General features: G+C 58.5%; 15 protein-coding genes and 1 pseudogene. 9 read left to right on the top strand and 7 right to left on the bottom strand.

Annotation, left to right across the window (positions count from 1 at the left end; all coding sequences use genetic code 11):
- Nucleotides 1–36: 36 nt before the first annotated feature.
- Nucleotides 37–492, bottom strand: coding sequence for a recombination regulator RecX (gene recX / locus IEV40_RS06700; protein ID WP_188420232.1), 456 nt, complete (start codon nucleotides 490–492; stop codon nucleotides 37–39).
- 98 nt (nucleotides 493–590) lie between these two features.
- Nucleotides 591–1,697 carry a recombinase RecA gene (recA, locus tag IEV40_RS06695; protein ID WP_188420231.1) on the bottom strand — a complete coding sequence of 369 codons (1,107 nt, stop codon included), beginning with the start codon at nucleotides 1,695–1,697 and terminating at the stop codon, nucleotides 591–593.
- A 256-nt stretch (nucleotides 1,698–1,953) separates the two neighbouring features.
- On the opposite strand from recA, the pseudogene IEV40_RS06690 reads away from it, so the two are divergent.
- Nucleotides 1,954–2,322, top strand: a pseudogene (locus IEV40_RS06690) (IS21 family transposase); the annotation flags it as partial.
- A 132-nt stretch (nucleotides 2,323–2,454) separates the two neighbouring features.
- Here IEV40_RS06690 and IEV40_RS06685 read toward each other — a convergent pair.
- The 3 genes from IEV40_RS06685 to IEV40_RS06675 all read right to left on the bottom strand — a co-directional run bounded on the left by IEV40_RS06685 (nucleotide 2,455) and on the right by IEV40_RS06675 (nucleotide 5,202).
- Nucleotides 2,455–3,018: a TetR/AcrR family transcriptional regulator gene (locus tag IEV40_RS06685; protein WP_188420230.1), complete on the bottom strand. Its 564-nt coding sequence runs from the start codon at nucleotides 3,016–3,018 to the stop codon at nucleotides 2,455–2,457.
- A 111-nt stretch (nucleotides 3,019–3,129) separates the two neighbouring features.
- Nucleotides 3,130–3,621 carry a DUF302 domain-containing protein gene (locus IEV40_RS06680; RefSeq protein WP_188420229.1) on the bottom strand — a complete coding sequence of 164 codons (492 nt, stop codon included), beginning with the start codon at nucleotides 3,619–3,621 and terminating at the stop codon, nucleotides 3,130–3,132.
- A gap of 12 nt (nucleotides 3,622–3,633) precedes the next feature.
- Nucleotides 3,634–5,202 carry an amidase family protein gene (locus IEV40_RS06675; protein ID WP_229723998.1) on the bottom strand — a complete coding sequence of 523 codons (1,569 nt, stop codon included), beginning with the start codon at nucleotides 5,200–5,202 and terminating at the stop codon, nucleotides 3,634–3,636.
- 485 nt (nucleotides 5,203–5,687) lie between these two features.
- On the opposite strand from IEV40_RS06675, the gene IEV40_RS06670 reads away from it, so the two are divergent.
- The 4 genes from IEV40_RS06670 to IEV40_RS06655 are packed head-to-tail and all read left to right on the top strand — an operon-like array spanning nucleotide 5,688 to nucleotide 10,236.
- Complete coding sequence (locus tag IEV40_RS06670; protein ID WP_188420228.1) at nucleotides 5,688–6,374, top strand: response regulator transcription factor; 687 nt, start codon at nucleotides 5,688–5,690, stop codon at nucleotides 6,372–6,374.
- 7 nt (nucleotides 6,375–6,381) lie between these two features.
- Nucleotides 6,382–7,911 carry a sensor histidine kinase gene (locus IEV40_RS06665; RefSeq protein ID WP_188420227.1) on the top strand — a complete coding sequence of 510 codons (1,530 nt, stop codon included), beginning with the start codon at nucleotides 6,382–6,384 and terminating at the stop codon, nucleotides 7,909–7,911.
- Nucleotides 7,908–8,216: a DUF4212 domain-containing protein gene (locus IEV40_RS06660; RefSeq protein ID WP_188420226.1), complete on the top strand. Its 309-nt coding sequence runs from the start codon at nucleotides 7,908–7,910 to the stop codon at nucleotides 8,214–8,216. Before IEV40_RS06665 ends, IEV40_RS06660 begins: the two co-directional genes overlap by 4 nt.
- Nucleotides 8,200–10,236 (top strand): VC_2705 family sodium/solute symporter, encoded by a 2,037-nt coding sequence (locus IEV40_RS06655; RefSeq protein WP_188420225.1) that lies wholly within the window; start codon nucleotides 8,200–8,202, stop codon nucleotides 10,234–10,236. The genes IEV40_RS06660 and IEV40_RS06655 overlap by 17 nt, the downstream gene beginning before the upstream one ends.
- A 120-nt stretch (nucleotides 10,237–10,356) precedes the next feature.
- Here IEV40_RS06655 and IEV40_RS06650 read toward each other — a convergent pair whose 3' ends face one another.
- Nucleotides 10,357–11,061 (bottom strand): glutamine amidotransferase, encoded by a 705-nt coding sequence (locus tag IEV40_RS06650; RefSeq protein WP_188420224.1) that lies wholly within the window; start codon nucleotides 11,059–11,061, stop codon nucleotides 10,357–10,359.
- An 85-nt stretch (nucleotides 11,062–11,146) separates the two neighbouring features.
- Complete coding sequence (gene purM, locus IEV40_RS06645; RefSeq protein ID WP_188420223.1) at nucleotides 11,147–12,190, bottom strand: phosphoribosylformylglycinamidine cyclo-ligase; 1,044 nt, start codon at nucleotides 12,188–12,190, stop codon at nucleotides 11,147–11,149.
- Between the two features lie 237 nt (nucleotides 12,191–12,427).
- Here purM and hda point away from each other — a divergent pair, with 237 nt between their 5' ends.
- Genes hda through folK form a run of 4 tightly spaced genes read left to right on the top strand, consistent with a single transcriptional unit; the run spans nucleotide 12,428 to nucleotide 15,761 of the window.
- Nucleotides 12,428–13,096 (top strand): DnaA regulatory inactivator Hda, encoded by a 669-nt coding sequence (gene hda, locus IEV40_RS06640; RefSeq protein WP_188420222.1) that lies wholly within the window; start codon nucleotides 12,428–12,430, stop codon nucleotides 13,094–13,096.
- Between the two features lie 48 nt (nucleotides 13,097–13,144).
- Complete coding sequence (locus IEV40_RS06635) at nucleotides 13,145–13,816, top strand: histidinol-phosphatase (protein WP_188420221.1); 672 nt, start codon at nucleotides 13,145–13,147, stop codon at nucleotides 13,814–13,816.
- 3 nt (nucleotides 13,817–13,819) lie between these two features.
- Nucleotides 13,820–15,229, top strand: coding sequence for a polynucleotide adenylyltransferase PcnB (gene pcnB, locus IEV40_RS06630; protein ID WP_188420220.1), 1,410 nt, complete (start codon nucleotides 13,820–13,822; stop codon nucleotides 15,227–15,229).
- Between the two features lie 37 nt (nucleotides 15,230–15,266).
- Entirely contained in the window at nucleotides 15,267–15,761 is a 495-nt protein-coding gene (gene folK / locus IEV40_RS06625; protein WP_188420219.1) for a 2-amino-4-hydroxy-6-hydroxymethyldihydropteridine diphosphokinase, read from the top strand.
- Nucleotides 15,762–15,774 lie beyond the last annotated feature (13 nt).

The following is a 15,774-nucleotide window of genomic DNA, read 5'->3' as shown; positions in this document are numbered from 1 at the left end:
CATCGATGCTGCTCGAATATAGCCACAAGCCTGCGGTCACTCGTCGTCATCAACAACGCCACGCAATACATCCCGGATCGCGCGACTGGAAAACCCGCGCTGCATCAGGAAACGCATCTGCTTCGCACGCTGGTCGGCATTTTCCGGCAAGGTGCCGAACTTTCGCCTCCACACTTCACGCGCACGCGTAGTTTCATCCTGTTCGAGATTGGCCTTGATGCCCGCAACCGCGTCGGCAGCAATGCCGTGGCTCTTGAGTTCGGAAAGAATGCGGCTGTTGCCGAAGTGCGTGGCGCGGCGGCGTACCAGTGATTCGGAAAAGCGTTCCTGCGACAACAACTTGGCTGCTTCCAGCGCATCCAGCAGCGCTTCGACATCATCGTCTTCCTGCGCATAGCGTGCCAGTTTGCGTCCCAGCTCTAGCCGACTATGTTCGCGCGCCGACAAATAGCGAAGCGCCCGGGCTTTCAGGCTGATCTGTAGTTTAGCCATGGAAAACGCGGGCGCCTGGGAGAAATCAAGAATTAAAAATCGAAAACGCTATGCGCCCGATCGACGATGCTGCCGGTCGACCGTGCGCCACGTTCATCTTATTCGACTTCCTTCAATTCCTTTTCTTTCGCAGCAGCGGCTTTCTTCGCCGGTGCTTCGTCGGATTTCGACTCGGATTTGACCGCAGGCAGTTCAGGCACGCCCAGCGAAACACGCACCTTGTTCTCGATCTCGCGTGCCAGCTCCGGACGCTCCTTCAGATAATTGCGCGCATTGTCCTTGCCCTGGCCGATACGATCGCTGCCGTAGCTGTACCAGGCACCTGATTTCTCGACGACCTTGTTGTCGGCGCCCAGATCGAGAATCTCGCCTTCGCGCGACGTGCCTTCTCCGTACAGAATGTCGAAATGCGCTTCGCGGAACGGTGGCGCGATTTTGTTCTTGACGACCTTGACGCGGGTTTCGTTGCCGATCACTTCGTCGCCGGATTTGATGGAGCCGGTACGGCGAATATCGAGACGGACGGATGCGTAGAATTTCAACGCGTTACCGCCGGTCGTGGTTTCCGGGTTGCCGAACATGACGCCGATCTTCATGCGGATCTGGTTGATGAAGATGACCAGCGTATTAGTACGGTTGATGCTGCCGGTCAGCTTGCGCAGCGCCTGCGACATCAGGCGCGCCTGCAGGCCTGGCAGCGAATCGCCCATGTCGCCCTCGATTTCGGCCTTCGGCGTCAGCGCGGCGACCGAGTCGATGACGACCAGATCGACACTGCCGGAGCGCACCAGTGCGTCGCAGATTTCCAGCGCCTGTTCGCCGGTATCCGGTTGCGAGACCAACAGGTCGGACATATTGATGCCGAGCTTCTTGGCGTAGGTGGCGTCCAGTGCGTGTTCGGCGTCGATGAAGGCGCAAGTACCGCCAAGTTTCTGCATCTCGGCAATCGTTTGCAACGTTAACGTCGTTTTACCGGACGATTCCGGGCCGTAGATTTCGACAATACGGCCGCGCGGCAAGCCGCCGACGCCGAGTGCGACGTCCAGACCCAGCGAACCGGTGGAAACGACCTGCACTTCCTCGACCACGGCGCCGTCTTCCATGCGCATGACCGAACCTTTACCGAATTGCTTTTCGATTTGCGCCAGCGCGGCGGCCAGTGCTTTGCTCTTTTCAGCGTTCTGTGCGAGTTTCTTGTCGTCCATGAAATTCTTTCGGCAGTGAAGTGGATAGGCCGGCTACACGATGTTCCGGGCCCGCAGACGGCACTGTATAAAAAAACAGTGCTTTATGCAAGCGTCTTGTGACGATTCGGCAAAATCAGGGGGAAATATTATATTTCCCATAAGAAATCTCCCATGGTTTCTGTCGATTTTCATTTAACTCTGAATTGTTGATTTGCATCGAAAACTGGCCCACGTTTAGAACACAATCCTACTTACCAATGTGAGTGGGGATTGGGTGATCGACGTGGCATTACTTGGAATTATTCGACGCTGGCACCTTCGCGACCAGGTCTCATTGAGGGAAATATCCAAACGGTTGGCTATCTCTCGAAACACCGTCCGGCGCTATCTACGCGCTGAAACCGTCGAGCCAGCCTATGCTGACCGACGTTCTCCGACTTCTCTCGACAAATATGCGTTCAAGCTTTCAGCCTGGTTGAAGACCGAAGCGACAAAGTCGCGCAAGTAGCGACGGTCTTTGAAAAAGATGCACATCGATCTGCGCATGTTGGGGTGTGAAGGATCGTATGACCGGGTCGCAGCCTTCGCAAGACAGTGGAAGGTGGATCAGTTGGAGAGGGTCAACTCTGCGAGCAAATCAACAACGGCTTGACTGCAATTTTTATTGGGCTTCGTAGAACACCAAAACTCAATGCTGATTTCAAATAAAAAATACTCTCTCACTGAATTGTGGAACACGATTTCTTATCCATGTGCCAGCGCATAGTAAAAAGCATCATCGTGCTGTCGCCAAACTCAATGCGGCTTGCACCCCACCCTCCAGAATTTCTTCGGCTAGCAATGGATCGGATACCGCGCGCGCCATTTGAAGTGTGCCAACCATGAGACTGAAAATCGCTGTAGCCTGCGCTGACTTCGAATTGGGAAGAAGTGTCGCAAGGTTTTTTGTATAGGCAAGAAGCTGGTCTTCATAGACTTTCCTTGTCTGAGTCGGTTGACGGCTTATTTCAGGCAACAAGGCGGCAGAGGGACAGCCTTCTTCGCGACCCTCAAGATGGGACATGTTCAGATAGCGTCGAATGGCCCCTTCAATATCAATCGCATCCTCATGTGCTTGCTCCAATTGTCCAAGCTGGCCACTCAACGCGCTTGAGAGCGATTCCCGGACCAAATCTTCCTTGGAGTCGAAATGCGCGTAAAACGCACCATTCGTCAGCCCCGAGTCCGCCATAATTCCGGCCAGGCCTGACGCGGCAACCCCGTCTTTACGAAAACGTCGTGAAGCAACATCAATGATGCGCTTACGCGTCATTTCTTTATGGCCTTTCTCGAAACGCATTGATCTCACCTTTACATTTGCTACCTTGAACCGGATGCAGCAGCTCCGTTTGGCATTCCTGCTTTTTATGCTTCTTCACAAAGCCGCTGCATTTCCCACCTTGACTCCACTTTACATCGCAGCGGCGTCCAATGCAGCATGCAGATCTTTATCAAGTTGGCGTGCGATGTTATCGACTTGGCTGTCTCCAAATTGGCCGAAAGTAGAAACAGGACGGTCAAATTCGAAGCCGACTTCGCCATTTACATCTTCACGCATTAGTACGCGAATGGGTGCATAGAGTGCTGCAGACAACTGATGCCGCGTCATTTTGGTTGCGGTCAGTGGATTGCCGATGTCGTATTGTATTGCGCGACGTTTCAGGCCGGCTACAGTCAACGTCGCGCCGTGGTCTCGGAATCCGAAGATCGAAAGCGGTGGCAAAGCTTCCAGTTCTTTCAATGCACGCGCGCTTTCCCCATACCGCAAAAGCGTGAAGATGCCATCGTCGATCCGCGGAACCGAGCTCTCCAGCTTGGCTTTGACAATATCAAATGAGTTTTTCGAGCGGATCGTTACGTGCTCGACCGAAATTGTGTTCGTGTCATGAGTTGCATTAGTCATTTTGTTGCCTCTTTAAATTGGGGATGACAACGCGCCAACCACGGATTCCACACGGCGAGCGACGCTGAGGAGCGATCTGTCTTGACCCAGTGGGCCATCGATTTCAAGACCTATTGGCAATTTGCTGCGAGCCAGACCGATAGGAATGCTGATACCTGGGAGGCCTACTGAACTTGCCGGAATCGTGTTGTTGGCAAGAGCCATGTAGCTCACTTCCTGACCAGCGATGAAGAATTTGTCCTGGCGATCAATCAAAGGCGCAGTAGTCGGAGTAGTTGGCAAGAGCAATGCTTGAGCGCCATGGGCTACAAATGCTTTGTCGTAACGACGCATGATTTCAGCGCGCGCAACTGTCAGGTCATTTTTGTATGTTTGGTCGGAGATGTATCCTGCGCCGCTCGGCAAGGCAAAGTGACCCCACGCTTCTTTAAGTTCAGGCTTCAGTCCGCTATATATTTCGTCGAAGGTGACCGGGACCTTGTTTTCGAGAAGGAAGTGTTCAAGTGCTTCTTTCGTTTCACGGAAGAAGATATCCCAGGTCGTTGTCAGAGCCAGTGAAGAAAAATCTTTTCCGAGGTCGACTTCGATGATCTCCGCACCAGCTTCGCGCAGACGGTAAATGACGTCTTTGAATTGCGCCTCGACCTCGGGGTCGACAAGCTCAAGATACTGGCGCGGTGCGTAGGCGAGCTTTACTCCTTTCAAATCGGACTGGCTGGAATTGTCTGATTTGATTTCCCCGGTAACGACTTGGTCGATCAGCATGCAATCGTCCACGCTTCGTGCGAACACACCTGTGGTATCCAGAGTATGGGAAATCGGAGCAACGCCATCCCGTGGCCAACGTCCTGTGGTCGGCTTAAAGCCCACGACACCGCACAGCGATGCAGGTACACGTATTGAGCCTATGGTGTCGCCACCCAACGAAGCTGGCACGAGGCGCGCTGCCACGGAAGCGCCCGAACCACTAGATGATCCGCCCGTGACATGTTTTTGGTCATGTGGATTCTTCACTTGGCCAAATGCTTTATTGTTGCCGGTCAAACCGTAGGACATTTCAACCAAATTGTTTTTGCCAAAAACAATCCCGCCAGCGTCTTTGATTTGCTTCACGCTTCCCGCATCATGATCCGGCACATAATTTTTCAGATTGGAGATCCCGAACGTCGTGCGGAGTCCTTTCGTGAGATAGCTGTCCTTGATCCCGATTGGAATGCCAAGCAAGGGAGCCGTTGCACCTGCAGCACGTGCCTTATCCGCAGTTCTGGCTGCCTGCAATACAGACGACTCATCAATCGTAATAAAAGCGTTCAGATCGGAATGAGTCCGAGCACGTTGCAATAGTGCGTTTGCATACGATTCAGATGACATTTCACCCTTGCGAATGGCTTCGGCTGCAGCGGCCACGCCAAGTGCTGCGAGATCTCCGCCAGCTTTTTTCGATGTTTCAGTTTTTTCTTGCATGTTATGTCTCACATTCCCAACGGGATTAGGTGTTTCTGAGCGTGCCATGGCGACCTGTGGCACCAACGGGGCGATTGCTAAAGAAGCCAGCTTCTTCATTACATCGCGGCGCTTCATTCGAAGCCTCGCATCATCAAATCGTGGTTCATCGTTTTACTCCTTCAGGCATCATTGTATTACGAACGTAATACTGTATTACGATCATAATTTAAAGAAGCGCAAAAAACAAGCCTTATGATCAAAAGCGTTCTACATGACAAAATTACAATGCGGGAGGCTTACAAGTTGGTGCGGTATGCAATTGCTGTATTGGCAAGACTTGAAGAATTCAGCTTTAAATGGATAAAACCAGTAGAAATTCACGTTTAGCTGAATTTTTTATTCAGACTTAATTTGGCAGATAAGCTGTATGTCATTGATTTGGTGGAAACTTGAATTCGCACTTACATGAACATCGACAACCACAGAAGCCTGCGGCTCTGGATTGTTTGAGATAACCAAGTTCCGGAGCCTCGATTCACGAACGATAACCACACCCTGCGCGGTTGCCGCCCTCATCGAAACCCAATAGACTACAACGCAACATTTTCCTCACCCTCTCCATGCGAATCCTGCTTGCCGAAGACGATGCCGTTCTGGCCGATGGCCTGACCCGTTCCCTGCGCCAGTCCGGCTATGCCACCGATTGCGTCAAGAACGGACTGGAAGCCGATTCGGTGCTGGCCACCCAGGATTTCGATCTGCTGATTCTCGATCTCGGCCTGCCCAAGCTTTCCGGTCTGGAAGTGCTGCAGCGCCTGCGCGCGCGCAACTCGCATTTGCCGGTACTGATCCTGACCGCCGCCGATTCGATCGACCAGCGCGTGCGCGGGCTCGATCTGGGTGCCGACGATTTCATGGCCAAGCCTTTCGACCTGTCCGAACTGGAAGCGCGCGTGCGCGCATTGACGCGGCGCGGCGCCGGCGGCGGGCCGACGGTGATTCGCCACGGGCCGCTGTCCTACGACCAGGTCGGCCGCATCGCCTATATCAACGACCAGATGCTGGATCTGTCGGCACGCGAACTCGGCCTGCTGGAAGTGCTGCTGCAGCGCAGCGGCCGGCTGGTATCCAAGGAACAGCTGGTCGACCACCTGTGTGAATGGAGCGAGGAAGTCAGCAACAACGCCATCGAGGTTTACGTGCACCGGCTGCGCAAGAAAATCGAGATCGGTGGACTGCGCATCGCCACCGTGCGCGGACTCGGCTATTGCCTCGAAAAGTTCACCGAGCCCGCACCGCCGGCCTGATCCATCCATGCCAGAAACCCGCACGGAGGCGACGACAGCCGATGCAAACGCATCGCCGGCATCGTCCCGCGGCCGCACCCAGCGCTCGCTGTTCGGCGAAATCCTCGACTGGATGCTGGTGCCGCTGCTGTTGCTGTGGCCGCTCAGCATCGCCATCACCTACATCGTCGCCCGCTCGATCGCCAACGAGCCGTTCGATCGTGCGCTGGAAGACAAGCTGACCGCCGTCGCGCAGCAGATCAAGGAACAGGACGGCCGCGTCATCACGCGCCTCAGCAACTCGGCGCGCGACATCCTGCACGCCGACGATATCGACAACGTCTATTTCCAGATTCGCGATGCACACAGCAACGTGGTCGACGGCGATCCGGAAATGCCGCTGCCGAAGGATGCCGAAATGCCGCCGCCGTGGTCCACGCAATTCCGCAACGATTTCATCCGCAATACCGAAGTACGCATCGCCTACACCTATGTCGATCTGCACAAGACGCGCGTCGAACCGCAACTGAGCCTGGAGCCGCGCCTGGCGCTGGTGCAGGTCGGCGAAACGCTGGACAAGCGCTCGCAACTGGTCAACCAGATCATCAAAGGTGTGATCGTGCCGGAATTCATCATCCTGCCGGTGGCGCTGATCCTGGTCTGGTTCGCATTGACGCGCGGCCTGCGGCCGCTGGCCGAACTGCAGCAGCGGATACACGAGCGTCGCCCCGACGATCTGAGCCCGATCGATTCCGGTCTCGTACCGGAAGAAATCCTGCCGCTGGTCGGCTCGTTCAACGAACTGCTGGCACGGCTGTCGCACAGCATCCGCATGCAGAAGCGCTTCATCGCCGATGCCGCGCACCAGATGAAAACGCCGCTGGCCGGCATGCGCATGCAGTCCGAGCTGGCGCTGCGCCAGGACGATCAGATCGAAATCCACAAATCGCTCGAACAACTGGCAAAAAGCTCGCGTTCCGCCACGCGCATGATCAACCAGTTGCTGGCGCTGGCACGCGTGGAAAACCAGGGGCCGCAGGCACAGCAGCGGCAACCGCTGCTGCCGCTCGATCTGGCGGAACTGGCGCGCGAAACCGTGCAGGACTGGATACAGGCTTCCTTTGCGCGCCGTATCGATCTTGGCTATGAAGGCCCGGCTGAACCGATTGTTGTGAATGGCGATCGCACGCTGCTGCGCGAACTTCTGAACAACCTGATCGACAACGCGCTGAACTACACCCCGGCTGGTGGCCATGCAACGGTGCGCGTACGCACCACGAGCACGCGGCAGGCCATGCTCGAAGTCGAAGATACCGGCCCCGGCATTGCGCCGCACGAACGCGAGCACATCTTCGAACGCTTCTATCGCATCCTCGGCACCAGTGTCGAAGGCAGTGGCCTGGGGCTGGCCATCGTACGCGAGATCGCGCTGCAACATCAGGCCGATATCGTCATCCTCGACAATCCGCGCTGCATCGGCGAGAAGCTTCCCGGCTGCCTGATGCGCGTGATGCTGCCGCTGCACGATTCAACGGCAGAAACGGACGAAATGCCATGACGAACGATACCCGCGACGTTCGCAACAATCCCGACAATCCTGCCGATCGCGCCCCGCATGCACGCTATTGGCGCCGCACATCGCGCTTCACGCTCGTACTGCTGCTGATCTGGTTCATCGTCACCTTCATCGCCATCTTCTTCGCGCGCCAGTTGTCCCATTACACGCTGTTCGGCTGGCCGATCTCGTTCTTCATGGCGGCCCAGGGCAGCATCCTGATCTACGTGACGCTCATCGGCATCTACGCACTCTACATGCGCCGCCTCGACCGCCAACATCGCGACGAACATGAACAACAACGATAAATACTTCCGCCGCCTGCTGCGCTACTACGGCTGGTACACATTTGGCTTCGTGCTGTTCCTGTTCGCCGTCGCCATCCTCGAACACGAGGGCTTTCCGCGCGTGTGGATCGGCTACGTCTTCATGTTCTCGACGATCGTCATCTATGCCGCCATCGGCGTCATCTGCCGCACGTCGAACATGCACGAATACTATGTGGCCGGCCGCCGCGTGCCGGGCATCTTCAACGGCATGGCGACGGCGGCCGACTGGATTTCCGCCGCCAGCTTCATCAGCCTGGCCGGCGGCCTTTATTTGTGGGGCTTCGACGGACTGGCCTACATCATGGGCTGGTCCGGCGGCTTCGTGCTGGTGGCGCTGCTGATCGCGCCTTTCCTGCGCAAGTTCGGCAAGTACACGATCCCCGATTATCTGGCCGCGCGCTATGCCGGCTCCGACGGCGGCAATGCCGTGCGCATCATCGCGGTCATCGCCACCATCGTCGTCTCGTTCACCTATGTCGTGGCGCAAATCTACGGTGTCGGCCTGATCACGTCGCGCTTCACCGGCGTCGATTTCTCTGTCGGCATCTTTCTCGGCCTGGCATCGATCCTGGTCTGCTCCTTCCTAGGCGGCATGCGCGCCGTCACTTGGACGCAGGTTGCGCAATACATCATCCTGATCATCGCCTACATGATTCCGGTGGTCTGGCTGTCGGTGAAGCACACGAACATTCCGGTGCCGCCGATCGCTTACGGTTCGGCCATCGAAAAACTGGGCGAGCGCGAAAAAGTGCTGATTGCCGATCCGAAGGAAGAAGAAGTGCGCGCCATCTACAGGCAGCGCGCGCTGGACCTGGAGGAGCGGCTGGCGACGTTGCCCGAATCCTGGGAAAACGGTCGTGCCGAAATCCAGCACAATCTCGAAGCGCTGAAGGCCGGCAATGCCGAAATGCAGGAAATTCGCCAGACCGGGCGCGAGCTAGCCGCGTATCCGAAGGATGTCGACGAGGCGCAACGACGATGGCAACAGGATCGCCTCAACTACCTGGAAATGGCGAAACCGCCGACGCACCATACCGAACCTTTCCCCGGCAAGGACGAAGCTGCGTCCGACATCAAACGCAACAACTTCCTCGCGCTGGTGTTTTGCCTGATGCTGGGCACGGCAGCGCTGCCGCATGTGCTGGTGCGCTACTACACGACGCCGTCGGTGCAGCAGACGCGCACGTCGGTGTTCTGGACGCTGTTCTTCATCATGGCGCTGTACATCACGATTCCCGCGCTGGCGGTCCTGGTCAAGTACGACATTTATTCGTCGCTGGTCGGCACCGATTTCACCAAGCTGCCCGAATGGGTGTCGTACTGGACAGGCATCGATCGGCTGCACCCGCTCGTCAACATCCAGGACATCAATCGCGACGGCATCGTGCAGCTGGCCGAGATCGTGATGGATGTCGACATCGTCGTGCTGGCAACGCCGGAAATCGCCGGCCTGCCCTATGTCATTTCCGGCCTGATTGCCGCCGGCGGTCTGGCTGCCGCGCTTTCCACCGCCGACGGCCTGCTGCTGACGATTTCGAATGCGCTGTCGCACGACATCTATTACAAGACCATCGATCCGGAAGCCTCGACGCAGAAGCGCGTGACCGTTTCCAAATTGCTGCTGCTGATGGTGGCGCTGGTGGCAGCTTATGCGGCATCGCTGAAACCGGGCGACATTCTGTCGCTGGTCGGCGCGGCATTTTCGCTGGCGGCCTCGGCGCTGTTTCCTGCGCTGGCACTCGGCGTGTTCTGGAAGCGCGCAAATCGCCAGGGCGCGATCGCCGGCATGCTGGTCGGCTTCGCCGTTTGCGTGTTCTATATGCTGCGCACGCATCCGGCACTGGGCGGCTCACCAGATGGCCAGTGGTTCCACATCGCGCCGATCTCGGCCGGCATCTTCGGCGTACCGGCAGGCATGTGCGCGCTGATCGTCGCCAGTCTGCTGACGCCGCCCGACGAGAAAAATGCGGAGTTGTTGAACGATCTGCGTGCGCCCTGAAGTCGTATCCCGAACTGAAATGCCGTAAATGTAGCAGCGCCGCACCTACATCATCTGCACCATCTGCATCCCGGAACACAATCCCGCTCACAAAAAAGCCGCGCTTCGTGCGCGGCTTTTTCATGCTCGAGGCGTTGTCTCATCCAGCCAGGTACCGATGACATCGGCAGCAACGGCTTGCAGCCGCGGCCCGTATTGCAACGCCTGCGCACGCAGCAATCCAAGATCGCAACCGGCCTGCGCCAGTTCGCTGGCATGGCCGACCAGCCATTGTTCCAGCCGGCCGACTTCGGCTTCCAGATGGAATTGCAAACCCAATACATTTCGGCCATACAGGAAAGCCTGATGGCGACCGATATCGGTCGCCGCCAGATGGCGCGCGCCTTGCGGAATATCGAACTGATCGCCATGCCAATGCAAAACCGGCATGCCATCCAAGGCAGCCAACGGCGACCGCCTGCCGTCTTCCGTCAATTGCAGTTGCGAAAAGCCGATTTCCTTGACACCCATCGGATAAACCTTCGCACCCAGCATGCGCGCAATCAACTGCGCGCCAAGACAGATACCGAGAAGCGGGCCACCCTGCTGCAGACGCTGCTTCACCAATTCCAGCTCCGGTCCGAGGAAGGGATAAACGGTTTCCTCGTAAGCGCCGATCGGTCCGCCGAGCACGATCATCAGGTCCGCATCCGCCAGCCCTGCTTCGGAAAGATCGTCAATCGGCGCTTCCACATAGCGGATCGCATAGCCACGTTCGCGCAACACGCTCTCCAGCATGCCGAGATCTTCGAAATGAACATGGCGTATCGCCACTGCTGTCTTCATGCTCCGTCCTTCATCATCGCATCTGCAAAACAAAAAGGCCGCAACGTTGCAACGCTGCGGCCTTTTCCCTGTTCCATATCCGTCGTCAGATCACGACGGTCTGTGCCTGTCCCTGCTCGCGCTCGCGGATTTCGCCGATGCGCATCACGGTCTCGCCGGCAGCCTGCAGATCCGCCATCGCGGCATCCGCGTTTTCCTTGGCGACGATCACCGTCATGCCGATGCCGCAGTTGAACACGCGGTGCATTTCCGAATCGGCCACATTGCCGTGCTGCTGCAGCCATTGGAACAGCGGCGGCAACGTCCACGCATCCTTGTTCAGCACGGCCGTCAGGTTGTCCTGCAGCACGCGCGGAATGTTTTCGACCAGCCCGCCGCCGGTGATGTGCACCATGCCCTTGACCTCCATCTTCGCCATCAATGCCAGCAGCGGCTTGACGTAGATGCGCGTCGGTTCCATCAGCACGTCGGCCAGCTTGCGGCCGTGGAAATCGGCGTTCAGGTCCGGCTTGGCGACTTCGATGATCTTGCGCACCAGCGAATAGCCGTTCGAGTGGATACCCGACGATGCCAGACCCAGCACGACGTCGCCCGGCTTGATCCTGGTGCCGTCGATGATCTTCGATTTCTCGACCGCACCAACCGCAAAACCGGCCAGATCGTATTCGCCGTCCGGATACATGCCCGGCATCTCGGCCGTCTCGCCGCCGATCAGCGCGCAGCCGGCCTGCTCGCAGCCCTTGGCGACGCCCTTGACGACGTCGGTCGCGCTCGGCACGTCCAGCTTGCCGCAGGCGAAGTAATCGAGGAAGAACAGCGGCTCGGCGCCCTGCACCAGAATGTCGTTGACGCTCATCGCGACCAGATCGATACCGACCGTATCGTGCTTGTTCAGCATGAAAGCCAGCTTCAGCTTGGTGCCGACGCCGTCAGTGCCGGACACCAGCACCGGCTCCTTGTATTTCTTGCCGATCTCGAACATCGCGCCGAAGCCACCAAGGCCGCCCAGCACGCCTTCGCGCATCGTGCGCTTGGCAAACGGCTTGATCGCCTCGACCAGCGCATCGCCGGCATCGATGTCCACACCGGCATCGCGATAGGAAAGGGAAGTTTGGGAAGGAGTGCTCATGATTTAGATTAAACGGCAGGTAAAATGTGACGGTTGGCGCCGGATTGCTGCATGCAGCACGAATGTCGCTCTATAATCCGGCCTGTGGCCCGGGCCGCAGGAAAACCGCTATTCTAGCAAATCGAGTCCCTCTTCTCCGTATTTCCGACCTTATTGTGGTCCTATTCGCATCATGATCGAACCGGCACTTGCCGCCCGCCCGCAGAACCCGCTCGCACCTTTTCAGAATTTCCCCGCATGAGGCAACTGGTCCTGGATTTACCCGCCGAAAAACCGCAAACGATGGATTCGTTCGTGGTCGGCGCCAACGCCGAACTGGCGCAATTGATGCAGCAATTGCTGCAACGCGCGCCCAACAGCCTCGACGAACGCTTTGTCTACCTGTGGGGCGAAGCCGGCGCCGGCAAGACGCACCTGCTGCGCGCGCTGGCGCAGGCCGATACGGCTCGTTATCTGCAAAGCAATGCACCGATCGACGCCTTCGACTATGCCGGCGACCTGCTCTACCTGCTCGACGATTGTCACAAACTCGCGCCCGATACACAAATCGCCGCCTTCAACCTGTTCAACCAGGTACGCGAACTGGGCGGTTGCCTGGTCACATCCGGCCCCGTCGCGCCGGCCGCGCTGACGGTACGCGAGGATTTGCGCACCCGACTCGGCTGGGGCCTGATCTATCAGGTGCATGGCCTGAGCGACGACGACAAGATCGCCGCCCTGACGCAAACCGCCAACGCACGCGGGCTGGCGCTGTCGCCCGGCGTGTTACCCTACCTGCTTACGCATTTCGCGCGCGATATGCGCTCGCTGTCCGCCATGCTCGACGCGCTCGACGCCTACTCACTGGAAACCAAGCGGCCGATCACATTGCCGCTGCTGCGCGAACTGCTGCAGCGCAACGACTGAATTTCAAGCAACAAATTTTCAGGCAATAAATACATACGCAACACTTTGATGAATCTCGCCCTCTTCGATCTCGACCATACGCTACTGCCTCTCGACTCCGATTACGAATGGGGGCAATTCCTCACGCGCTGCGGTGCCGTCGAACCCGAGGAATTCGCGCGCCGCAATGCCGCCTTCTATGCGCAGTACGAAGCCGGCACGCTGGACCCGGTCGAATACCTGGAATTCGCGCTCAGCACGCTGGCGCAGTTCTCGCGCAAGCAGCTCGACGAATGGCAGCTCACCTACATGCGCGACGTGATCGAGCCGAAAATCCTGCCGGCGGCGCGTGCGCTGGTGAAGAAGCACCAGGATGCCGGCGACCTGGTCGTCATCGTCACAGCTACCAACCGTTTCGTCACGGCACCGATCGCACGCGCACTCGATGTCGAACACCTGATCGCCGCCGAACCGGAACTCGATGTGGACGGCTGCCCGACCGGCAAACTGATCGGCGAACCGACTTCCGGCAAGGGTAAAATCACGCACACCAACGCATGGCTGGCAGCGCGCGGCCTGTCGCTCAAGGATTTCGAACGCAGCTATTTCTACAGCGATTCGCAGAACGACATCCCGCTGCTGTCCATCGTTACCGATCCGGTCGCCACCAATCCCAATGCGCTGCTGACTGCGCACGCACAGGCACATGGCTGGCCGATCATCCGCCTGTTCAACGACTGATTCATGATTACAAAGCTCATCCGCCGCATTCTCGGCACCAAGGACAAACCGGCCGATGCCACGCAACCCGTCGTGCTGACGGCGAAGGAACACGGCATCGATCCGAAGCTGGTGTCCAACAACGCGATCCGCGTCACCAGCACGCTGCAGCAGGCCGGCTTCAAGGCCTTCCTGGTCGGCGGCGCGGTGCGCGACCTGCTGCTCGGCGTCAAGCCCAAGGATTTCGACATCGCCACCAACGCCACGCCGGAACAGGTGAAGAAACTGTTCCGCCGCGCCTTCATCATCGGCCGCCGTTTCCAGATCGTGCACGTGATGTTCGGTCAGGACCTGCTGGAAGTGACGACCTTCCGCGGCGCATCCGCAGAAGACGCGCCCAAGGACGAACACGGCCGCGTGCTGCGCGACAACACCTTCGGCGAACAGCACGAAGACGCCGTGCGGCGCGATTTCACCATCAATGCGATGTACTACGATCCGGCTACGCAGACCGTGCTCGATTATCACGGCGGCATGGACGACATCCGCAATCGCACGCTGCGCATCATCGGTGCGCCGGAAGCACGCTACCGTGAAGACCCGGTACGCCTGCTGCGCGTCGTGCGCTTCGCCGCCAAGCTGGACTTCACGATCGCGCCGGATACCCGCAAGCCGATTACCGTGATGGCGCCGCTGATCAACAACGTGCCGGCCGCGCGCGTGTTCGACGAAATGCTGAAGCTACTGCTGAGCGGCCACGCGCTCGCCTGCCTGCAGCAATTGCGCAAGGAAGGCCTGCATCACGGCCTGCTGCCGCTGCTGGACGTCGTGCTCGAACAGCCGCTCGGCGAAAAATTCGTGCGCCTCGCGCTCGATGCCACCGACGAACGCGTCAGGCAAGGCAAGCCGGTATCGCCCGGCTTCCTGTTCGCGTCGCTGCTGTGGCATCAGGTGCTGGAAAAGTGGAAGGCCTATCAGGCCGCCGGCGAATATCCGATTCCGGCACTGCACCTGGCCGCCGACGACGTACTGAACGCGCAGACCGACAAGCTGGCGCTGCAGCGCAAGATCGCCTCCGACATGCGCGACATCTGGGCCATGCAGCCGCGCTTCGAGCGCCGCACCGGCAAGTCGCCGTACAAGCTGCTGGAACACTTGCGCATGCGCGCCGGCTACGACTTCCTGCTGCTGCGCTGTGCCTCCGGCGAGATCGATCGCGAAATCGGCGACTGGTGGACCGCCTTCATGGATGCCGACGGCCCCGGCCGCGAAGAGCTGCTGGCGAAGAAACCGCAGGCATCGAAGGCATCCGGCACAGCCGGCGCATCCGACGACGCCGCTCCCGCGAAGAAGCGTCGCCGCCGTGGCGGCCGCAAGCGTTCCGGCGGCGGCAATGCAGGCAACGGCGGCAGCCCCGCGCCGGCCGCCGAATAACGGCGCACACAGCTTCCGCACGCAATTTCTCCCATTGATGAACGCCACGCAGCAGCCTGTCGTCGCCTACGTCGGCATCGGCGCCAATCTGGGCGATGCCGAAACGACTGTCCGCCGTGCCCTGTGCGAACTGGACGGCATGACCGGCACGCGCGTAACCGCGCAATCGTCGCTGTTCCGTACCGCACCGATCGATGCTGGCGGCGACGATTACGTCAATGCCGTCGCGCAACTGACGACCACGCTCGCACCGGAAGCGCTGCTGCAGTCATTGCAGGCGATCGAACAACTCCACGGCCGCGAACGCCCTTACATCAACGCACCACGCACGCTGGATCTGGATCTGCTGCTGTACGGCAATCGCCGCATCGATACGCCGGCGCTGACCGTGCCGCATCCGCGCATGGCGATGCGCGCCTTCGTGCTGATTCCATTGCTGCAGATCGATCCCTTCATCGCGATTCCCGGATGCGGCCCCGCGCATGAATATGTTCCCGGCGTCGCCGATCAGGCGATCAGCAAGATTCTGTAATCTCTATCCCACC

The sequence above is a fragment of the Oxalicibacterium solurbis genome, from assembly GCF_014635845.1.
GTDB lineage: Bacteria > Pseudomonadota > Gammaproteobacteria > Burkholderiales > Burkholderiaceae_D > Oxalicibacterium > Oxalicibacterium solurbis.
Note: the sequence above shows the minus strand (reverse complement) of the source record. Positions and strands in the feature narration are given on the sequence as shown.

Excerpts from the sequence above, each read along its gene's own strand:
- recA (WP_188420231.1), bottom strand. The coding sequence starts at position 1,697 with ATGGACGACAAGAAACTCGCACAGAACGCTGAAAAGAGCAAAGCACTG.
- recX (WP_188420232.1), bottom strand. The coding sequence starts at position 492 with ATGGCTAAACTACAGATCAGCCTGAAAGCCCGGGCGCTTCGCTATTTG.
- IEV40_RS06680 (WP_188420229.1), bottom strand. The coding sequence starts at position 3,621 with ATGACTAATGCAACTCATGACACGAACACAATTTCGGTCGAGCACGTA.
- purM (WP_188420223.1), bottom strand. The coding sequence starts at position 12,190 with ATGAGCACTCCTTCCCAAACTTCCCTTTCCTATCGCGATGCCGGTGTG.
- folK (WP_188420219.1), top strand. The coding sequence starts at position 15,267 with ATGAACGCCACGCAGCAGCCTGTCGTCGCCTACGTCGGCATCGGCGCC.
- IEV40_RS06665 (WP_188420227.1), top strand. The coding sequence starts at position 6,382 with ATGCCAGAAACCCGCACGGAGGCGACGACAGCCGATGCAAACGCATCG.
- IEV40_RS06685 (WP_188420230.1), bottom strand. The coding sequence starts at position 3,018 with ATGCGTTTCGAGAAAGGCCATAAAGAAATGACGCGTAAGCGCATCATT.
- IEV40_RS06670 (WP_188420228.1), top strand. The coding sequence starts at position 5,688 with ATGCGAATCCTGCTTGCCGAAGACGATGCCGTTCTGGCCGATGGCCTG.
- IEV40_RS06650 (WP_188420224.1), bottom strand. The coding sequence starts at position 11,061 with ATGAAGACAGCAGTGGCGATACGCCATGTTCATTTCGAAGATCTCGGC.
- pcnB (WP_188420220.1), top strand. The coding sequence starts at position 13,820 with ATGATTACAAAGCTCATCCGCCGCATTCTCGGCACCAAGGACAAACCG.
- IEV40_RS06675 (WP_229723998.1), bottom strand. The coding sequence starts at position 5,202 with ATGAAGCGCCGCGATGTAATGAAGAAGCTGGCTTCTTTAGCAATCGCC.
- hda (WP_188420222.1), top strand. The coding sequence starts at position 12,428 with ATGAGGCAACTGGTCCTGGATTTACCCGCCGAAAAACCGCAAACGATG.
- IEV40_RS06635 (WP_188420221.1), top strand. The coding sequence starts at position 13,145 with ATGAATCTCGCCCTCTTCGATCTCGACCATACGCTACTGCCTCTCGAC.
- IEV40_RS06660 (WP_188420226.1), top strand. The coding sequence starts at position 7,908 with ATGACGAACGATACCCGCGACGTTCGCAACAATCCCGACAATCCTGCC.
- IEV40_RS06655 (WP_188420225.1), top strand. The coding sequence starts at position 8,200 with ATGAACAACAACGATAAATACTTCCGCCGCCTGCTGCGCTACTACGGC.